The organism is Acinetobacter sp. TUM15064, from assembly GCF_008980265.1.
In the GTDB taxonomy this organism is placed as follows: domain Bacteria; phylum Pseudomonadota; class Gammaproteobacteria; order Pseudomonadales; family Moraxellaceae; genus Acinetobacter.
The window spans coordinates 1-19,135 of record NZ_BKFU01000060.1; the positions used below are offsets into that span (position 1 = coordinate 1).

Genomic DNA, 19,135 nt, shown 5'->3' on the forward strand with positions numbered 1-19,135 from the left:
AATATATATTGCTAAGCTTTTATATTTTAAAGATAAATACCCAAACAAAAAAAAAAGAGCAGATCTACTCTGCTCTGTTTCATTTTAAAAACTAGCTATTAATTAAATGTTTTAAAGCGATCCGCTTCCGCCATAAATGTTTTCTCACCCGCAGGTGCTTCAATAGAACCAAAAACAAGTTGTGCACGCAATTTCCAATTACTAGGAATTTCAAAAAGCTCCGCGATTTCAGCATCTACGATTGGGTTGTAGTGCTGCAATGACGCACCAATGTTGTGTTCAGATAAAGCTGTCCATACAGCAAACTGAGCAATTGCAGAGGAATGTTCAGACCAAACGGGGAAGTTGTCTGCATAAAGTGCAAACTGTTCTTGTAATGATTTTACAACATCTTGATCTTCATAAAATAAAACCGTGCCATAGCCTGCTGAAAAACTATCAAGCTTTTTATTTGTCGCCTCAAACGCAGCTTCAGGAACAATTTTACGTAAAGTTTCACGTACGATATTCCAAAACTGTAAATGCGACTCACCAAATAAAGTCACAATACGGGAAGTCTGTGAGTTAAATGCCGATGGACTGTGATTTACAGCTTCCTTAATGAGTGACTCGATATTTGCTGGTGTTAAATCAACATTTTTACCAATTGCATAAATAGTGCGACGCTGTTTGATTTGGTCTAAAAATGACATGTTATTTTCCTCAATGATCTCTCGATCTCGTTATATGTGATTCGTATTTATCATAATCATTATTTTAAATTTGAACATGCTTAATTGAGCGACATAGTGTCTTAAAAATAGAACAATCTTAATTCGCTCATGACTTAAAACATAAATACTCGATTAGCTCAATCTCACCGTCAATCCACTAAGCATAAATCATAAAGCGTTCTTCATCTTTATGCTGTTCTTTTTCAGCGGGTTTTTCCTCTATCGAACCAAAGACCAATTGCGCACGTAACAGCCAATGTTTTGGAATCTCAAAAACTTTTAAAATGTCAGCGTCAATACTCGGGTTATAATGTTGTAATGACGCACCCAAACCCGCATCTGCTAAACATGTCCATACAGCATATTGGGCCATACCTGAAACTTGCTCAGACCAAACTGGAAATTCTGCCGCATCAAAAGGAATTTTCTTTTGTAACTGTTGGATGATCTGCTGATCTTCATAAAATAGAACTGTACCAAATCCTGCCGAGCATTGATCAACCTTCAGTTCTGCACCAGCAAAAATATGCGCAGGGACTAACTTGCGTTGCACTTCTTTTACGACATTCCAAAAGTGAAGATGCGCATCGCCCATTAAAATCACAATACAAGTACTTTGTGAATTATGTGCCGAAGGACAACTTCGCACGGCCTCTTGGATCAATTCAGCTAAATACACCTGACTTAAATGTACACGCTTCCCTAAAACATAAATACTACGGCGCTTTTTTAGTTGATCGATAAATATGGTTTGTTTTAGGTCTTCTTCGTGATTTTTTTTAAATTTTAAGTCTTTGGTTAAATCCTTTGTTAGAACTTGTCCAATTTTATGTAATAAAGCCATACCGTGTTCCCCAAAATGTACAGTGATGCCTATTGTGTTAGGCGTTAGTGTAATCGCAGGAGAATTACTTATATTTACTATGTGATTCCTAAATGTTTGTTTTTAAAACAAACAAATTGAATAAAAAAATAAACTCCGCATTTAGCGGAGTTTATGTGACTGATCTAACACTTTAAAAATAGTGTTGTTCAAGCTTATTTCTCTGTTTCAAACAAAGCAGCAACAAAGGATTTTGCAGAGAAAGGGCGTAAGTCGTCAATTTTCTCACCCACGCCAATGAAACGAATTGGAACATGCGTACGACTGGCAATATTAAACAGCACACCGCCTTTCGCAGTGCCGTCGAGTTTGGTAATCGTTAGACCTGTCAAGCCAACCGCCTCGTCAAACATTTCTACTTGATTAATCGCATTTTGACCTGTTCCTGCATCAACCACCAACATAACTTCATGTGGCGCAGTTGCATCAATTTTTTGCATGACACGTTTTACTTTGGTCAACTCTTGCATGAGATGACCTTTGTTATGTAAACGGCCTGCGGTATCTGCAATTAAAACATCAACCCCTTTGGCACGTGCACTTTCAAACGCATCGAAAATGACAGAAGCACTGTCAGCACCATGACCTTGTGCAACTACGGCAATATTATTGCGCTCGCCCCAAATTTGAAGCTGCTCGGTCGCTGCCGCACGGAAAGTATCTCCCGCAGCAAGCATCACCTTCTTGCCTTCACCTTGTAAACGTTTTGCCAATTTACCAATGGTTGTGGTTTTACCCACACCGTTTACACCCACCACCAAAATCACATAAGGCGTTTTGTTCGGATCAATATGTAAAGGTTTAACACGTGGTGCAAGTAAAGTCACCAACTCTTCCTGAAGTGCTTTATACAATGAATGCGAATAAATTAAATCACCACGTGCAGTACGTTCAGTTAAGTTGGTAATGATGGTTTTCGTTGCATCAACACCAATGTCTGCAACTAAAAGTTGCTCTTCAACTTCTTCAAGCAGTTCATCATCAATCTCCTTACCTCCGATCAAAATATTGACCATACCATCAGCAAGGTTTTTACGGGTTTTGGTTAACCCTTCTTTCATACGGCTAAAGAAACCGCCTTTTGCAGATGCCTCTGCTTCTTCTGAGCTTGTTTCAGCAACCACAACTGGACTAACAACTGTTTGCTCTTTTGTTTCAACGATTGGCACATTGACCACAGGTAAACTTGGTAATGTGACATCGTCATCCCCGATATCAGCATCAATCAAAAATTTGTTCTGCTCATTAGATTGCTGTTGCATGCCGAATCCTTGAAAAGCACTGCGTTAAAAAAGACGGATTCTACCATAAAAGATAGGCTTTCGCTTAGTAACAATACTTTATGTAAACACTTAACAAATCAATACTTCTGGTGCTTGATCTACTTCGCATTTTTCTTAAGAATGGTTATTTATTGAAATGCTTTCACTTCAACCTGAGCCCCAATTTTATATGCATCACTTATTAGTCACGCATTCTTATAAAAAAAATTTAGTTGCACTGGGTTTAACTCTACTTTGTTTACCTATAACAAGCTATGCACAAATACGTAGTGAGCTTACTCGCAGCAGTTTTGAAACTACTTTAAGCAATGGCTTACAGGTGATTATCCGTGAAGATCACCGCTCCCCAATGGTCATGACCCAAATTTGGTACAAAGTCGGTAGTACTGATGAGTCAGGAAATACAACAGGTATCTCTCATGTACTAGAACATATGATGTTTAAAGGAACATCTAAAGTGCCGAACGACGAATTCAGTCGCTTGAGTCGTATCTATGGTGGCAGTGTCAATGCGGCCACATTTACCAACTACACCAATTACTACCAGCTTTATCCAAAAACATACTTCCCCATGGCTTTAGAGCTAGAAGCCGATCGCATGAACAATCTTCTGCTACGCCAACAAGACTTTGACCCTGAAATTAAAGTAGTGATGGAAGAACGACGCCTACGTACCGATGACAACCCACGTTCACTCGCGTTCGAACGTTTCAAATGGATTTCTTACCCAACTAGCCATTATCGTCAACCCGTCATCGGACACATGAAACACTTGCAAAATATCACTCTAGATGATGTTAAACAGTGGTATCAAAAATGGTATAGCCCCAATAATGCGATCTTGGTGATCGTGGGTGATGTCAATGCAGAATCCGCCCTTAGACAAGTTCAAAAATACTTTGGCGATATCAAAAGTCAGCCTACACCTGTACGCAATGATGTGACTGAGTTTGAAAACATTGGCTACCGTCACATGGAACAGTATAGCAATGTTGAAGTGCCCAATTTATATATGGCTTGGAATGTCAAATCGCTTGCAACAACAACCAATTCAGAAGACGTTTACGCACTCACACTCATTCGCAGCTTATTAGATAGCGGAGTCAGTTCCAGGTTGCAACAGCGCCTTGTTCGTGACAAAAAGCTGGCTACCGCACTCAGCGTGAGCTATGACGCCTATAACCGTGGTGATAGTTTATTCACCATCTCAGCACTACCTGTAAATGGCGTAACACTGCCCGAACTACAAAAAGCCATAGAGCAAGAAATTGACCTACTCAAAACAGAACTTGTTAATCCTAAAGAATTAGAACGTATTAGCACACGCTTTGTTGCCAATCTTATTTATGGCCAAGATGACATAGTCGGGCAAGCCAAACTGATCGGAAATTTAGCGGTAAACGGTATTGATTACCGCATAATGGATCAACTTCCACAGCGTTATGAGGCCATCACGCCAGAAGACATTCAACGAGTCAGCCAAACGTCTTTTATAAAAAATAACTTAAGCACCTTATACCTCCAACCAGAAACTCAGGCAGAAAAATGATGGAGAATAATATGTCAAAGTCTAAGCTTTTATTTCTTGCATTGTCTGCCCTTTGTACGACCAATGTAATTGCGGAAATCAATACAAATCCTATAACCAATGATGATCCAAATTCATTACAGTCTATTTCGTCATTACAAAGCCTAAAACAAGTCAAAACAGCTGAACTCTACACAGCGCCGCATGTCCATGAACTAAAAAATAAATACAAAGTTCGAAGTTTATTCGTCGAATCACCAGCCCTTCCAATGGTAGATATTCAACTCACCTTTAATGCAGGTTCTGCACGGGATATAGAAGTCGAAAAAGGACTTTATGGCGTAGCAAATATGGCGGCGCAGTTGATGGATGAAGGTACAACTCAGCATGATGCTGTAGAGATCGCCAACGCCTTTGAACACGTCGGTGCACGTTTTAGTATGGCTGCACATCGAGACATGTTTGTGGTTCGACTGCGTTCTCTATCTGATCCAAAGAAGCTTGATGCAGCTGTCAACACCATGCTTGAAGTCCTAAAAGATTCCACCTTCAAAAACAACAGTATTCACTTAATGGTGAGTAATACTCAAGTAGGACAAAAACAACTCAAAGAAAGCCCAAGTCGTTTGATGAGTATTCGCTTTTACCGTGCATTATATGGTTCGCACCCCTATGCAGAACCGATTACTGGTACCAATGGCAGCATTAAAAAAATTAGTACACAACATTTAAAAAAGTTTCGTGATGAATTCTTGGTCAGCAAAAATATGAACATAGCCCTTACAGGCCAACTCAGCGTAAAACAAGCCCAAAAACTGGCTGAACGAATCAGTGCCGCACTTCCGCAAGGAGAAACTGTAAAAACACTTGCCGTTCCACAAGACAAATCAGACTTTGATATTCAACATATTGTATTTAATTCAGCACAAGCTCACGTCACGATGGGACACCTCTCCACCACACGTGATGACCCTGACCGCCTAGCACTCGAACTGGCTAACCGCATGTTTGGTGGTGGCGGATTTAATTCAGTCTTAATGAAAGAACTTCGCGTCAAACGAGGCTATACCTATAGTGCAAACAGTAGTTTTACATTTAGCCAGGCCGCTGGGAGCTTTAACTTGAGCTATTCAACCCAACAAGATCAGCTGATGGACAGTATCCAAGTAGCGCATAAAGCACTGGTCGACTTTGTTCACCAACCCATCGACGCACAGCAACTCGAAGAAACCAAAGCTGGTATGTTACGTAGCTTACCCAATAGCTTTAGTAGTAATGCCAATATCAATGCCCAACTGGGTTCTATGGGTTTTTATCATCAAAATATTAACTATTTGTCTGACTATCCGAAACGTCTCGCCGAGATTAGCCCAACAGATGTTCAAAATGCGATACGTAAACACTTGCACCCTGAAAAGCTTACCTTAGTTATTGTAAGTAAGAGCTTAGACAAAGTTCAACTTAGACATATTTTAGAGCTAAATCTTGATCCCAATATCAAGCAAAGCATACCTCATCCTGATCAGATTCCTGCAATTATTGAACCTCTGGAGCCAATGCCGGAAGCTGCTTTGCCCGACTCTGCTCAAACTGATGAGCCTGCATTAATCTAAAATAATCAATATAAGTAATGCGGGTTTCCTGAATAAGGCTTTGCGCCATCTCTTGAGTTTCTGGGAAAACAGCTTGATGCGACAAACGACTGACATTTTCAAATTGGGTTGGAGAAATAGGTCGAGACAAAGCGAAGCTAGATATCATCAGAATGACCAGAATGATCAATAACATGAGACCATTATAGATTTGTACCAGTGTAATCTGTGTTTTTAGTTTAAAAATTTTTTGGATCGCAATATGCATAACCTACCTCTAGTTGAACTAGTGTAAGTAGCGAATTGCAGAATCACAAGTTGAAATGCTGAAAAATATCCCCATTAATGGTTAAAGAGAACATAATTTCAGCAAGTCATCTTGTTTCCAAACATGAAGCTTAGCTAACAATGCTACGAATCACTGCGAAATAAAGGACCAAGGCAATCACAACCAATGCAATGACAATGGCGAAAGCCCCTACGCCATTTTCTGCATCAGAAGGATGAGCTGGGTCATCATCGGCAATTCGTACCAGTTCGCCATTGTAGGTTTCATAAAAATCAACCCGTTGATTTTCATCAAGCTGTCTTGTGAAATCGTATACTCTTTTACGCTGTGCCAAACAAAAATCCCCGAGATGAATTTCTTGATGGAAAACTGCTTCATCTAATTGTGTGCGGTGATACTGTGCCAATGCGACAATTTGCGAAACAGTTGGAGGCATATCAAATTCAAAACCGTCTAATGTCTTTGTCATGTTATTCTCCTTATAAATTACAGTTTCCTGTTTTATTATCATATTCAATCTTTTGACTGTTCATTGTTTAATCATGTAAACTGTAATATATAAAGTATAAGTGACAATATATTTGACAATTCAAGCAATTTGTAATAAATATTTAACATTAGCGTGATATTTATATCTAAAGGTAAAAATACCTTTAAGTGATCATAATTAGAATAAGGAGCTTAATATGATTCAACAAATCTCTCATCATGACCTAGAACATGCGTATGCGGATGCAGTAAACACCATTCAATCACAAATGAACTTTGTCGAAGCGGTACAACAGTTAGAAAGCGTTGCTCGTGCTGGTCACGGTAAAGCTGCCCTATTTTTAGCTGAGCTTTATTACCAAGGTTTCCGCGTAGAACGCGACTCGCTTAAAGCACAATATTGGCAACAACTTGCCACCATGAAAGCATAATAAAACGTCACTTAGGTGGCGTTTTTTTTTAACCTAACATTTTGAAATGACATATTTATTTACATAGTAATGCAAAGCTTACACTGAACTTTCATCTTATTTATTTAAAATGGGCTCATGTTTCTTACACGACATAAGGCTATGTACAAAATTTTGAAACTACAACCTATTTCAAATCATTTATATTTAAAAATTAATATTTTAAGAGGCATGATGTACTGCGGTATCCTATGGGGACTTTACCACCCCGAACAAGAAGGTTGGGCGATGACTTCGGATCATGATGACTATGTTTTCCCTTTCTGGCTCAATGGCTTACATGCACACCAATATGCTCAACTTCACTGGCCAAACTATGTGCCTAAAAAAATCACCCCGCATGATTTTCAAAGCGCTTTACTTCCAACACTTTCACGTTTAAACGTAACACCCGCACTATGTAATGGTACAAAACGTATTAAACTCAGTACGTCTCAAATGCGTCACTTTTTCTTTAATGACAGTATTTTATTGCCAGCTTAGTTCTGATCCTAAAAGATAAACACAGAGAAGTTGTTTATCTTGTTGGCAGAAATGACTGCAAAGTATTTGCTTTTTTTAAAATTCGCGTTAATTTAAATATAAAACAATAACCACAACAAAAGGATATATCCTATGACCAATGTCGCTCAAGTCTTACATGATAAAGTACATAAAGATATTTTCACCATTAGCCCTGATGCTACAGTATTTGAAGCAATTTCACTTATGGCAGATAAAGGTATTGGTGCGGTTGTGGTCACTTATGAACAACAAGTGGTTGGTATATTGTCTGAACGCGATTACATGCGCAAAGTCATGTTGATGGAACGTAGTTCAAAACAAACTACCGTCAAAGAAATTATGACAGCAAAAGTGCTGACCGTCACAACCTCTGTAACTGTCGAAGAATGCTTAGATCTTATGACTGACCGTCATTTACGTCATTTGCCTGTGGTTGAAGAAGGTATCTTAATCGGCTTTATTTCTATTGGAGATTTGGTTAAAGCCGCGATGGATGACCAAAAGAAACTGATTGACCAACTCCAGCAATATATTTCAGGTTAGCTCTAAGTTTTATATTGGGAAAATACTATAAAACAATAATTTAAAATAAAAAATCCCTGCGTTAAGCAGGGATTTTTTATACAAACCTATCAGCTTTAACTCAATTTAAGCCCAATTTAGCTGCAACATAGTCTGCATCTTTGTCACCACGACCAGAAATATTGACCACAATTTTTAAATCTTTACTGAGTTTTGGCGCTTCACGAAGTACCCATGCCACTGCATGTGAACTTTCAAGTGCAGGAACAATCCCTTCAACACGAGACAAGCGCATAAATGCATCTAGACATTCTTGATCAGTTGCAGTGGTGTATTCGACACGACCTAAATCTTTCAGCAGACTATGCTGTGGACCAACACCAGGATAGTCGAGACCTGAAGCGATGGAATGTACTGGTAACGGTTCACCCTGCTCATCTTCAAGGACATAACATGCCATACCATGAATTTGACTTGGCTTCCCTAAAGTTAAGGTTGCTGAGTGCATATCGGTATCCAAACCATGACCAGCAGGCTCTACACCAATCAATTTCACATCTGCATCGTTTAAAAATGCTGTGAAAGCTCCAATAGCATTCGAGCCACCACCCACGCACGCGACTACATAATCAGGGTTTGAACCAAAACGCTCATGCGTTTGCTCTTTAATTTCTTTACCAATAATCGACTGGAAATCACGTACCATCATTGGAAATGGATGCGGTCCTACAACAGAGCCAATAGCATAAATATAATTGGTTGGGTCTTTTAAATACTCTTCAAAAGCACTATCTACTGCATCTTTGAGTGTTGCAGTACCACGTGTTACTGAAATAAGTGTTGCACCGAGAATTTTCATCTTGACGACATTGGGATGTTCTTTTTCAATATCGACCTGCCCCATGTGGATTTCACATGGAATACCGACCAAAGCACAGGCTGTTGCTAGTGCAACGCCGTGTTGTCCTGCACCTGTTTCTGCAATAACTTTGGTTTTACCCATATATTTTGCAAGTAGCGCTTCACCCAAACAGTGATTAATTTTATGTGCGCCTGTGTGGTTTAAGTCTTCACGTTTGAGGTAAATCTGTGCCCCACCCAACTGTTCAGATAAGCGTTTCGCATAAAACAAAGGACTTGGACGACCAACATAGTGCGAAAAAAGATCAGCAAGCTCGGTTTGGAATGCCAAAGTTTCACGGATTTTTGTGTAGGCAACATTAATCTCATCCATTGCCTCTTTCAAATGTGGAGGAATAAACTGTCCACCATAAGCCCCAAAAAAGCCCTCTGTGTTGGGCAAAGCAATACCGTTTATTTGATGATCCATTTGACGATCCTATTTTTTAAATTTGCTTTATATCAGTCAGTTAGCGAGCTAAATACTTAGTCATATCCTCAACGCCTTTTAAAGTCATTGGGTACATATGATCTTCAAAAATTTGCTTAATTAAACCAATCGTATGGGTGTAATGCCAATAACGATCTTCTTCTGGATTTAACCATGCAGTTTTCTCAAAATGATTGCGTAGGCGGTGTAGCCAAACACTTCCTGCCTCATCATTCATGTACTCAACCGAACCACCAACTGAATTGAGCTCATAGGGTGCCATTGAAGCATCTCCCACCACAATCACACGATAGTCGCGTCCATAAGTATTGAATAAATCCCATGTATTCATGCGCGTAGTAGAACGGCGAACATTATCTTTCCACACATAGTCATATAAACAGTTATGGAAATAGAAATATTCTAAAGTTTTAAACTCAGTTTTCGCTGCACTAAAAAGTTTCTCGCATTGAGCAATGTGTGAATCCATCGACCCACCCACATCAAATAACATTAAAACTTTAATACGATTACGGCGCTCAGGTACAAGTTGCACATCAAGTATGCCTTGCTTCGCCGTTTCACGAATCGTGCCGTTAATGTCCAACTCTTCAGCAGCCCCTTGTCTCGCAAACTTGCGCAAACGTCGCAGTGCCATTTGCATTTGACGAGTACCGAGAATCTGCTCATCATCCAAGTTCTGATATTTGCGTTGTTCCCAAACTTTTACAGCAGAACGTTTACGTCCCGGCCCGCCAATACGCACCCCTTCAGGATGATCACCATAAGCACCAAAAGGAGAGGTTCCTCCCGTGCCAATCATTTTGTTTCCACCCTGATGTTTTTTATGCTGTTCCCGTAGACGTTCTTCCAGCATTTTCATCAGTTCTTCTAATGAACCCGCTTTTTTTAACTCTTCACGCTGCTCTGGAGTTAAATGTTTTTCTAAGAGTTCTAAATCAAACCAATCTTTAGGGAGCTGTTGGACTTTATTGAGTAAATCATCCAAATCAAAAGTTGAAATGCCATCAAAATAGTCCTTCATGCCTCGGTCAAATTTATCAAAGAAGCGTTCATCCTTCACCATAATGGTTTTGGCGAGTTGATAAAATTCGTCTTGATCGGCAAAGACTAAACCTGAAGCTACAGCTTCATTCAGATCAATTAGTTCACGTGTTGAGACAGGAACACCGTATTTACGTAAGGTATAAAACAAGCGCACAAACATGCGTGTTTCTCCTTTAACGACGCGACATAAAAGCTAAACGTTCAAGCAACTGCACATCTTGTTCGTTTTTAATGAGCGCACCATACAAAGGCGGAATTGCTTTGGATTTGTCATGATTACGCAATACATCTTCTGGCATGTCATCTGCCATCAGCAAGCTTAACCAGTCAATCAACTCAGAGGTTGATGGTGGTTTTTTTAGACCCGGAACTTGACGTAATTTAAAGAAAATTTGCAAAGCCTCATTGACCAAAGCCGTTGAAACTTGCGGGAAATGTACATCAATAATTTCACGCATGGTCGCTTCGTCTGGAAATTCAATATAGTGAAAAAAACAACGGCGCAAAAATGCATCTGGTAGTTCTTTTTCATTATTTGAAGTAATAATCACAATTGGACGTTGTGATGCTGTAATAGTTTCGCCCGTCTCATATACATAAAAAGACATCTTGTCCAATTCATGCAATAGGTCATTTGGAAACTCAATATCTGCCTTATCAATTTCATCAATCAATAAAACACAGCGTTCTTCACTGGTGAACGCTTCCCACAATTTACCCGGTTTAATATAGTTTTTAATGTCATAAACACGGTCGTCACCCAATTGGCTATCACGCAAACGCGAAACCGCATCATATTCATATAAACCTTGCTGAGCTTTTGTGGTTGACTTGATGTGCCAAGTCAATAATTTTAAGCCTAAGCTTTCAGCCACTTGTTCTGCCAGTAAAGTTTTACCCGTACCAGGCTCACCTTTAACCAATAAAGGCTTTTGTAAGCTACGTGCAGCTTTTACAGCAAGTTTTAAACTATCGGTAGCGATGTACTGATCCGTACCCGTAAATTGTTGCGTTTCAACAGACATGATTAAACCTTATTTTTTTATTAATTACAGTGGTGAATGAGGGTTACTGACAACTACTTTGGTTTTATTTGCCACATATTTTGACCAAAAGAAACCGATCACAAGCCCCACACCCATGACAAACAGAATCAATGACAAATTAGACCAAATGAGTGGTGAGTCTTTAGTTAACACACCAAATAACAAACCAAAAATGGCAGGTGCAATTGCTGCATTAGGACCTTCAGAAACTGTTGGTGTCAATAAGATGGCAAAGATCATCATCCATGTAATGCCACCCAACAGCTTAGGCAGGCGTGTGGCAATGGAATACCAACACCACAAAATCAGCAGACTGCCTAAAAGATATACTGTGACAGCGATGCTGTCTTCAGGAATTGAATCAAGTATTGAAAGAAAACTATCCACTGTACAACTCCTGAATTATACTTTATGCGCCACGGAGGCCTTCTGGCTCTACTGCGTTCGGATTAATCAATCCTTCTGGAGGCATTTGTAAAAAGAAGCCTTGAGTTTGGATTGAGTCCATGACATGCAATACATTTACACGTGCTAATTTACGTGCTTCACTCAATTCAAGATCCATCACAAAACTTGCGCGACCAAATGCACCACGAACAGCTTCAGGCAAAACATTCAATGGGCTAAACGATTCAACTGCTTGATCAGCTTCAGTTGGACGAGCAATATAAAGATACATTTCATCTTTTTTACTCGATTTATAAATAGAACATTGCATATCTAAAACAGCACTCAAATAACTCAAGCCACAGGATACATCAAATAAAAGCAACTGACATTAGTCATGATTAACGCATCAGTCGTGATTTTGTATAAATATCTAAACTTGAGACCAATTGACTAATTATTAATCCATGACTTTCATTTGGGTAGAAAGATAACTTTCATCACGGCGCAATAGTTGAATCAAAGGCTGAGTCAATAGTTCATAACGCCAGCCCAATAAGTAGTCAGGCAAATCTTGTTCATCATTATGAAAAACCACATGCTGATGTAAGGCATTCATCCACTTTTTGCGCATCAGCACTTCTTTAGGAATCGTGGTCTCATCCACGACATTTTGAATTAAGTGATCAATTTTTTCACCAACATCTTTTGAGGAATGTCGAATTGGTCGTGCCATGCGTAGTGGCCAATCCGCTTGCTCAGGTAAAAACTTCACCAGATCTAAAATGGTTTTACCATGTTCTCTCACAATGTTTGGACGTATATCTTTAACGCCTGATAACTGGAAAGCATTTTTCGGATTCTTCTCAACCAGATCAATCATGGTTGCGTTCTTTAAAATAAAACTACGTGGCGTATTAAGTGCTTTTACCATCTGTTCACGCCATACTGCCAACTGTTGCAACTGCATTAACTGACGACGTGAATGTCGATAGTTACCAATATCTTGATAGAGTAAATGCAAAGGTGTTTCTGTCGCAATTTCTTGCGTTAGATGCTGACAGTCCTCGAGAGCAAAGTTGAGGAGTGACTTTGAATTTAGTTCTTGTTTAACTTTTTCTGAAAGATTCATCAAATACAGCACGTCATTTGCAGCATAGCTGAGTTGTGCAGGGCTGAGTGGGCGTGCCAACCAATTCGAACGGGTCTCCCCTTTATCAATGTCGACATCCAACATTTGCTTCAATGCATTTTGATAGCTAACCTGTAAGCCATGTCCTAAAAACGACATGCCAACTTGAGTATCAAATACGTTGTTTAAGGTTTTATGCTGCGCATAATGATAAATCAGGTCGATATCTTCACTACAGGCATGAAAGACATTTTGCTGTGCGCGAAAAAGTTTATTCCAAAATTCAGTTAAATCGAGTGTTGTCCCATCGAGTAAATAAATATCATTTGCGACATTGATTTGGAATACACCCAACTTTGGCCATAAGGTGTCGACTTTTATGAATTCTGTATCGAGTCCATAGACTGCGTTACGATCCATTTTTTCTAAGACTGGAATAAGGTCTTGTTGATGCTGAATAAATTGAAACATATCCTACTGCGTCTAATGCTAGATGCTCTTTTGGGTTATCTTACCTGAATAAGATCATTTAGCTATCAAGATTTCTATTGGTTTTTTAATTATTTGCCGTTTTTTGTGATTTTTTTATACAACCAAACTCAAATTAATATTTTTTTATCTTACTAAAGCATTTTTCGTATCAAAATAAAAAATGAAACAAGTATCGAAATACTTATTTCATTCGCATTCTGTTATGTACAGCTTGGCTTAAAGTATGACTATCGACATATTCAAGTTCACCACCCTGTGGTACGCCTTGTGCGATACGGGTCATTTGAATAGGCAAATGCTTCGTTGCCTCCACCAAATAGTGTGCTGTAGCTTGACCCTCAACAGTTGCATTGGTCGCCAAAATTACTTCCGTTACTTTACCATCGCTTAAACGCTGAATCAGATACGGAATACCAATTTCTTCTGGACCAATACCATCAAGTGGAGATAAATGCCCTCCTAATACATGGTATTTACCGCGAAAACTGCCACTTTGTTCAATTGCCATCACATCTGCTGGTGACTCAACCACACAGAGCAATTGATCATCACGCTCATGCGAGACACAAATATCACAGACTTCATTTTCCGTCAGAGAGTGACACAAGCTACATTCATGAATATAGCTCGTGGCTTCATTTAAAGCATGTGCAAGACCGATTGCGCCTTCACGATTTTTCATAATCAAGTGAAGCGCCATGCGTTGAGCCGACTTCGGCCCAACACTTGGCAAAATGCGTAAAGCTTGTACCAATTGATCGAAACGATCACTAAACACTATAGGTATTCCTTTATTAGAATAAACCTGCAAGACCTGGTGGCAAGCCTGCGCCAGAGTTTGCAGCTTTCATGCGCTCTTCAGTGATTGCTTCTGCTTGACGTGCAGCATCATTCATTGCAGCAGCAATTAAGTCTTCAATCATATCTGCATCATCTTGCAATAATTCAGGATTGATTTCGATACGCTTTACAACATTACGGCAAGTCATCGTCACTTTCACCAAACCACCACCTGCTTCGGCATGCACTTCTGTTTGTGCAAGCTCTTCTTTGGCTTTCTTGATATTGCTTTCCATGTCTTTTTGCATGCGTTGTGCTTGCTGCATAAGCATATTAATGTTCATTAAAATCTCCGAACATAAAATTAAAAATTAGATTAAGTCTAAACCACGTGCGATATCGCGAATAATATCATCAATGTCTTCTAAACCAACAGATACCCGAATTAAACCTTCACTAATACCCGCTGCCTGTTTTGCCTCAGCCGACATTCTGCCATGAGACGTCGTTGCAGGATGCGTAATCGTAGATTTTACATCCCCTAAGTTACTGGTAATTGATAAGAAACGAGTATTGTCAATGACTGTCCAAGCCCCCTCACGCTCACCTGTCACTACAAAAGAAACCACGCCACCAAAACCAGACTGCTGTTTCTTTGCTAGCTCATGTCCCTCATGGTTTGGTAAACCAGCGTAATACACTTTTTCAACTTTTGGATGTGCATCGAGCCATTCTGCTAACTTTTGCGCACTGGCACAATGTGCTTTCATCCGTAAGCTTAAAGTTTCTAAACCCTTTAAGAAGATCCATGCATTAAATGGGCTCATAGAATTACCCAGTGTACGAATAACACCGTTAATTTCTTCAACCAATTTATCTTTACCTACAACGGCCCCACCTAAAGCACGACCTTGACCATCAATATATTTCGTTGATGAATAAATAATCAGGTCAGCACCAAACTTAATGGGTTGCTGTAAGATTGGAGTACAGAACGTATTATCGACTGCAAATAAAGCATTATGTGCATGAGCAATATCAGCAATTGCCTGCATATCACCCACTTGAGCCAATGGGTTCGACGGTGTTTCAATAAATAAAAGACGTGTATTTGGACGAATCGCTTGTTTCCAGCCGTCTAAATCTTCCAAATCTACGAATGTAACATCGACACCAAATTTGATGACATATTTTTCAAACAGCGAAATAATCGAACCAAATACAGCCCGCGAACATACGACATGATCACCCGCTTTTAAATAAGCCAACGTCACTGCATGTACTGCGGCCATACCCGAACTGGTTGCTACTGCGCGCTCAGCACCATCTAATATAGCTAAACGCTTTTCAAATGCTTGTACCGTTGGGTTGGTATAACGTGAGTATGTATTCCCCTCAATTTGTCCTGAAAATTTAGCTGCTGCATCTGCCGCATTTTCACAAACGAAAGAAGATGTTAGGAAAATTGGCTCACTATGTTCACCCTCAAAAGTACGTGTGTGACCGGTACGAATCGCTAAAGTGTCTAATTGGTATTCGATGTCGTCGTATTGGCTCATTTCTCTGTGTTTCAGTCCAAAGACTGCCTTTATAAAGAATTGCCAACATTTTGAGCGTCTAGGCTATTTAAGGTCAAGGTAAAATACGCAAATATTGATTAGACTTCGATCAAACTTTCTACTTATTTGAGATATCAACCCTATGCAGAACTTAAAAACTAAAATAAATAATCTGTCCACGCGCATTTTTAAAGGGAAGTCACTCGTTCTGTCACAAAATACGCCCTATGAAGTGATTGAAACATTTGACCTGACTCAAATTCGCTATTACGCCCCAGAAGTTCGCAAGTACAAAGAACCTCTGGTTTTCGTGGTTCCTCTCGCCATCAATATGTCCATTTATGACCTTTACCCCTATCGTTCTTTGGTTAAGTATTTCCAACAGCAGGGTTTTGCTGTGTATGTAATTGACTGGGGCAAACTAAGTTTCCGTAATTGTCATTTTAATTTTTTAACCTTTATTGATCATTACATCCCGCTATGCATTCAAAGCATTTTAAAACATAGTCAAAGTGATCAAATTTCACTACACGGCTGGAGTATGGCAGGTATATTTGTGAGCTTATATACTGCTCTACATCAGCCCAATTTCGTGAAAAATTTAATGGTATTGGGTAGCCCAATTGACAGCTATAAATCTGGGCGAAATGGACAGTTCTTTGCATATCTCAATCGAATCATTTCAAAAAGCAAAACATTACAACAGCAAATTTATCAGGGCAAAATACCGAAGCGTCTACTTCACACCTCAGGTGTTTTAAATACGATTGGTTTTAAAATGGTTGACCCTATAGGCTGGTTTCAAAGCCACAAAAACTTGTTACTCAATTTGGACGACAACGAAGCTTTATATGAACACGCCACTATTGGTAGTTTTCTTAACCGTATGATTGATTATCCTGGTGGCATCAACCAAGACATGTTGTTTAATGTTTGGCTACGTAATCCACTCAAAACAGGAGTAATCACATTAAATAAGAAAAGCATAGCTTTAAAAAATATACAGTGCTCATTGCTTGTTGCCGCAGGCACAACAGACCAATTAGTTACTACAGAAGCCGCTAAACCACTCACCCAATTGACAAGTAGTACTGATGTCACGTTTACTCTCATCCCAGGTGGACATTTAGGACTGATGTCAAGTCAACGTAGTGCCGATGAATTTTGGCCAAAACTGGCTCAGTGGTTAAGTGAACGTTCAACTAATATTTAAATACTAAGGTTTGACATGATTCAGTCAGTTGCATTTATCGGTCTAGGCGCGATGGGGTATCGCATGGCATCACACTTACCCAAACACTTTGAACAAGTTTGGGTATGGAATCGCAATTTTGAGAAAGCAAAGCAACATGCTGAAGCTTATGGCACTCAAGCTGTAGACCTTGCAAAAGCAGTACAAGCCGATGTAGTTTTCTCATGCCTTCCTACCAGCCAAGACATTGAAGAATTACTTGATCAAGTACAGCTTAAATCTGGTAGCATTTGGGTCGATTGCACCAGCGGTGTACCGTCTTCTGCAAAAAAAGTAGCTGAACAACTCAAACTACAAGGTGTAGATTTTTTAGATGCACCAGTCAGCGGCCAAACCATTGGTGCAGATAATGCAACCCTTACTGTCATGATTGGCGGTGAGGCTACAGCATTTGAGCGTGCACTACCTGCCATACAGGCATTTGGCAAACTGATTAAACATGTAGGCGAATCTGGTGCAGGTTTTGCAGTCAAAGCTGTAAACAATATGCTTCTGGCAGTCAATCTATGTTCCGTTGCAGAAGGTTTCACCACCTTAAAAGCCCATGGGGTCAACTTAAATGAAGCCTTAGACTGTATTAATGCATCGAGTGGTAAAAGTGGTGTGACCGAAACAGTTTTACCACAACGAATCCTAAACCGTAGTTTTCCTCTAACTTTTGCACTGCCTTTATTGGCCAAAGATACAGGTATTGCCGTTGACTTAGTTCGTGAAGCCAAACTATCTGCGCCAATAATTGGACTAGCACAAAGCTTGATTCAGGCCGCCAGCGATTTATCTGAAGCAGATCGTGACTTTTCTTCTGCCATAAAAATGTACGAAACATGGAGTAAGATTACAATTGAGTAAGAACTCACCATTGAATAAACAAAACCAACCCTTATAAAGTAGTAATGTGACTACATACAATGTTACAAACTGAGGAAATTCTCATGAAAAAGTTGACTGTAGCGGTTTTTGCCAGTCTTGCAACATTCATCGGGGCGCAAAGTTTTGCAGCATCGCCTGAGCAAGAGTGTCAAAAATTAAAAGATGATCATGATGTCATTTATGCATCTAAAGGATTCTGCTTTAAAGATCCTGAGGCGAAAGCAAAATTTGGCAATGACAATTGCTACACTACCAAACCAAAGTTCTCTGAAAAAGAGCAACAACGCCTTGATGCCATCAAAGAGCGTCAAAAAGAATTAAACTGTAAGTAAATTCAGTTTAAGTAAAATTTAAGGAATAGACATGGCTTACGATGAGCAAAACATTTTTGCACGAATTTTACGTGGTGAACTTCCAGCCATTAAAGTATATGAAGATGACCAAGTTCTTGCTTTTATGGATATTATGCCTCAAGCAGATGGTCACACCTTAGTGATCCCCAAAACACCTGCTGTGACACTGCTTGATCTGCCTGCCGATGCCGCAGCCTACACCATTCAAGTTGTGCAAAAAGTTGCAAAAGCCATAGAAGTTGGTTTAGATGCAAAAGGTATTGTTCTTATGCAATTATCTGGCCCTGCGGCTGGACAAACCGTTCCGCATGTACACTTCCACCTTATCCCAAGTTCTGTGCATGAGCTCGGTAAACACGCCCTACAAATGGGTGATCAAGAAAAAATCAAAGCGCAAGCAGAAAAAATTCGAGCCGCTTTGTAATTTTTCAGATCAAATCAAGGAGCTTCGGCTCCTTTTTTGATATCTTAGATTCTCAAATGAAGTGCAACAGAGATTAAATTATTGGAAAGAAGCAAGATGAGCTAGCATTTTGCTTCCGACCGACCAAAGTCAAAGTTGCATCATGAACTATACTCATCTTACCCAAGAA

At 39.6% G+C, this 19,135-nt stretch carries 23 protein-coding genes; 9 read left to right on the plus strand and 14 right to left on the minus strand.

Features of this window, described 5'->3' with window-relative positions; genetic code table 11:
* Positions 1-98: 98 nt before the first annotated feature.
* The 3 genes from GBI16_RS14675 to ftsY all read right to left on the minus strand — a co-directional run bounded on the left by GBI16_RS14675 (position 99) and on the right by ftsY (position 2,858).
* Positions 99-692: a nitroreductase family protein gene (locus tag GBI16_RS14675; RefSeq protein ID WP_086209179.1), complete on the minus strand. Its 594-nt coding sequence runs from the start codon at positions 690-692 to the stop codon at positions 99-101.
* A gap of 178 nt (positions 693-870) precedes the next feature.
* A complete protein-coding gene (locus tag GBI16_RS14680; RefSeq protein ID WP_086209178.1) occupies positions 871-1,557 on the minus strand; it encodes a nitroreductase family protein in 687 nt (228 codons plus the stop codon).
* Positions 1,558-1,751: 194 nt separating this feature from the next.
* Positions 1,752-2,858 (minus strand): signal recognition particle-docking protein FtsY, encoded by a 1,107-nt coding sequence (ftsY, locus tag GBI16_RS14685; RefSeq protein ID WP_086209177.1) that lies wholly within the window; start codon positions 2,856-2,858, stop codon positions 1,752-1,754.
* Between the two features lie 190 nt (positions 2,859-3,048).
* Here ftsY and GBI16_RS14690 point away from each other — a divergent pair, with 190 nt between their 5' ends.
* Together GBI16_RS14690 and GBI16_RS14695 are read left to right on the plus strand one after the other, a co-directional pair.
* Positions 3,049-4,428: a pitrilysin family protein gene (locus tag GBI16_RS14690; RefSeq protein ID WP_086209198.1), complete on the plus strand. Its 1,380-nt coding sequence runs from the start codon at positions 3,049-3,051 to the stop codon at positions 4,426-4,428.
* Between the two features lie 11 nt (positions 4,429-4,439).
* Positions 4,440-6,020 carry a pitrilysin family protein gene (locus tag GBI16_RS14695; RefSeq protein WP_228146989.1) on the plus strand — a complete coding sequence of 527 codons (1,581 nt, stop codon included), beginning with the start codon at positions 4,440-4,442 and terminating at the stop codon, positions 6,018-6,020.
* Here GBI16_RS14695 and GBI16_RS14700 read toward each other — a convergent pair.
* Complete coding sequence (locus GBI16_RS14700) at positions 5,944-6,267, minus strand: hypothetical protein (RefSeq protein ID WP_086209175.1); 324 nt, start codon at positions 6,265-6,267, stop codon at positions 5,944-5,946. The genes GBI16_RS14695 and GBI16_RS14700 overlap by 77 nt on opposite strands.
* Positions 6,268-6,397: 130 nt before the next feature.
* The gene (locus tag GBI16_RS14705) at positions 6,398-6,757 is read right to left on the minus strand and encodes a hypothetical protein (protein ID WP_086209174.1); all 360 of its coding nucleotides are present in this window, start codon (positions 6,755-6,757) and stop codon (positions 6,398-6,400) included.
* Positions 6,758-6,974: 217 nt separating this feature from the next.
* On the opposite strand from GBI16_RS14705, the gene GBI16_RS14710 reads away from it, so the two are divergent.
* The 3 genes from GBI16_RS14710 to GBI16_RS14720 all read left to right on the plus strand — a co-directional run bounded on the left by GBI16_RS14710 (position 6,975) and on the right by GBI16_RS14720 (position 8,294).
* Positions 6,975-7,208 (plus strand): hypothetical protein, encoded by a 234-nt coding sequence (locus tag GBI16_RS14710; protein WP_004697075.1) that lies wholly within the window; start codon positions 6,975-6,977, stop codon positions 7,206-7,208.
* Positions 7,209-7,349: 141 nt separating this feature from the next.
* On the plus strand, positions 7,350-7,730 hold the full coding sequence (locus tag GBI16_RS14715; protein ID WP_086209173.1) for a DUF2750 domain-containing protein: 381 nt from the start codon (positions 7,350-7,352) through the stop codon (positions 7,728-7,730).
* A gap of 132 nt (positions 7,731-7,862) precedes the next feature.
* The gene (locus GBI16_RS14720; protein ID WP_086209172.1) at positions 7,863-8,294 is read left to right on the plus strand and encodes a CBS domain-containing protein; all 432 of its coding nucleotides are present in this window, start codon (positions 7,863-7,865) and stop codon (positions 8,292-8,294) included.
* Positions 8,295-8,394: 100 nt separating this feature from the next.
* Here GBI16_RS14720 and trpB read toward each other — a convergent pair whose 3' ends face one another.
* From trpB to GBI16_RS14765, 9 genes are all read right to left on the minus strand, one after another.
* The gene (trpB, locus tag GBI16_RS14725) at positions 8,395-9,603 is read right to left on the minus strand and encodes a tryptophan synthase subunit beta (RefSeq protein WP_086209171.1); all 1,209 of its coding nucleotides are present in this window, start codon (positions 9,601-9,603) and stop codon (positions 8,395-8,397) included.
* 40 nt (positions 9,604-9,643) lie between these two features.
* Positions 9,644-10,831: a VWA domain-containing protein gene (locus GBI16_RS14730; RefSeq protein WP_086209170.1), complete on the minus strand. Its 1,188-nt coding sequence runs from the start codon at positions 10,829-10,831 to the stop codon at positions 9,644-9,646.
* A 13-nt stretch (positions 10,832-10,844) separates the two neighbouring features.
* Complete coding sequence (locus GBI16_RS14735; protein ID WP_058869668.1) at positions 10,845-11,696, minus strand: MoxR family ATPase; 852 nt, start codon at positions 11,694-11,696, stop codon at positions 10,845-10,847.
* Between the two features lie 24 nt (positions 11,697-11,720).
* Positions 11,721-12,104, minus strand: coding sequence for a hypothetical protein (locus GBI16_RS14740; RefSeq protein ID WP_086209169.1), 384 nt, complete (start codon positions 12,102-12,104; stop codon positions 11,721-11,723).
* Between the two features lie 22 nt (positions 12,105-12,126).
* Positions 12,127-12,435 carry a YcgL domain-containing protein gene (locus GBI16_RS14745; protein WP_086209168.1) on the minus strand — a complete coding sequence of 103 codons (309 nt, stop codon included), beginning with the start codon at positions 12,433-12,435 and terminating at the stop codon, positions 12,127-12,129.
* Positions 12,436-12,564: 129 nt separating this feature from the next.
* Complete coding sequence (locus tag GBI16_RS14750) at positions 12,565-13,707, minus strand: HRDC domain-containing protein (protein WP_086209167.1); 1,143 nt, start codon at positions 13,705-13,707, stop codon at positions 12,565-12,567.
* A 202-nt stretch (positions 13,708-13,909) separates the two neighbouring features.
* Complete coding sequence (recR, locus tag GBI16_RS14755; protein ID WP_086209166.1) at positions 13,910-14,506, minus strand: recombination mediator RecR; 597 nt, start codon at positions 14,504-14,506, stop codon at positions 13,910-13,912.
* 16 nt (positions 14,507-14,522) lie between these two features.
* The gene (locus tag GBI16_RS14760; protein WP_004984648.1) at positions 14,523-14,852 is read right to left on the minus strand and encodes a YbaB/EbfC family nucleoid-associated protein; all 330 of its coding nucleotides are present in this window, start codon (positions 14,850-14,852) and stop codon (positions 14,523-14,525) included.
* 27 nt (positions 14,853-14,879) lie between these two features.
* Entirely contained in the window at positions 14,880-16,067 is a 1,188-nt protein-coding gene (locus GBI16_RS14765) for an O-succinylhomoserine sulfhydrylase (protein WP_086209165.1), read from the minus strand.
* A gap of 142 nt (positions 16,068-16,209) precedes the next feature.
* Between GBI16_RS14765 and GBI16_RS14770 the strand changes: the two genes are divergently transcribed.
* The 4 genes from GBI16_RS14770 to GBI16_RS14785 all read left to right on the plus strand — a co-directional run bounded on the left by GBI16_RS14770 (position 16,210) and on the right by GBI16_RS14785 (position 18,966).
* Positions 16,210-17,280, plus strand: a complete 1,071-nt coding sequence (locus GBI16_RS14770; RefSeq protein WP_151707341.1) for an alpha/beta fold hydrolase — start codon at positions 16,210-16,212, stop codon at positions 17,278-17,280.
* A 15-nt stretch (positions 17,281-17,295) separates the two neighbouring features.
* Positions 17,296-18,168 carry an NAD(P)-dependent oxidoreductase gene (locus GBI16_RS14775; protein WP_086209163.1) on the plus strand — a complete coding sequence of 291 codons (873 nt, stop codon included), beginning with the start codon at positions 17,296-17,298 and terminating at the stop codon, positions 18,166-18,168.
* Positions 18,169-18,251: 83 nt separating this feature from the next.
* Positions 18,252-18,521 (plus strand): YARHG domain-containing protein, encoded by a 270-nt coding sequence (locus tag GBI16_RS14780; RefSeq protein ID WP_078426548.1) that lies wholly within the window; start codon positions 18,252-18,254, stop codon positions 18,519-18,521.
* A 31-nt stretch (positions 18,522-18,552) separates the two neighbouring features.
* Positions 18,553-18,966, plus strand: coding sequence for an HIT family protein (locus tag GBI16_RS14785; RefSeq protein ID WP_086209162.1), 414 nt, complete (start codon positions 18,553-18,555; stop codon positions 18,964-18,966).
* The last annotated feature ends 169 nt before the right edge of the window (positions 18,967-19,135 follow it).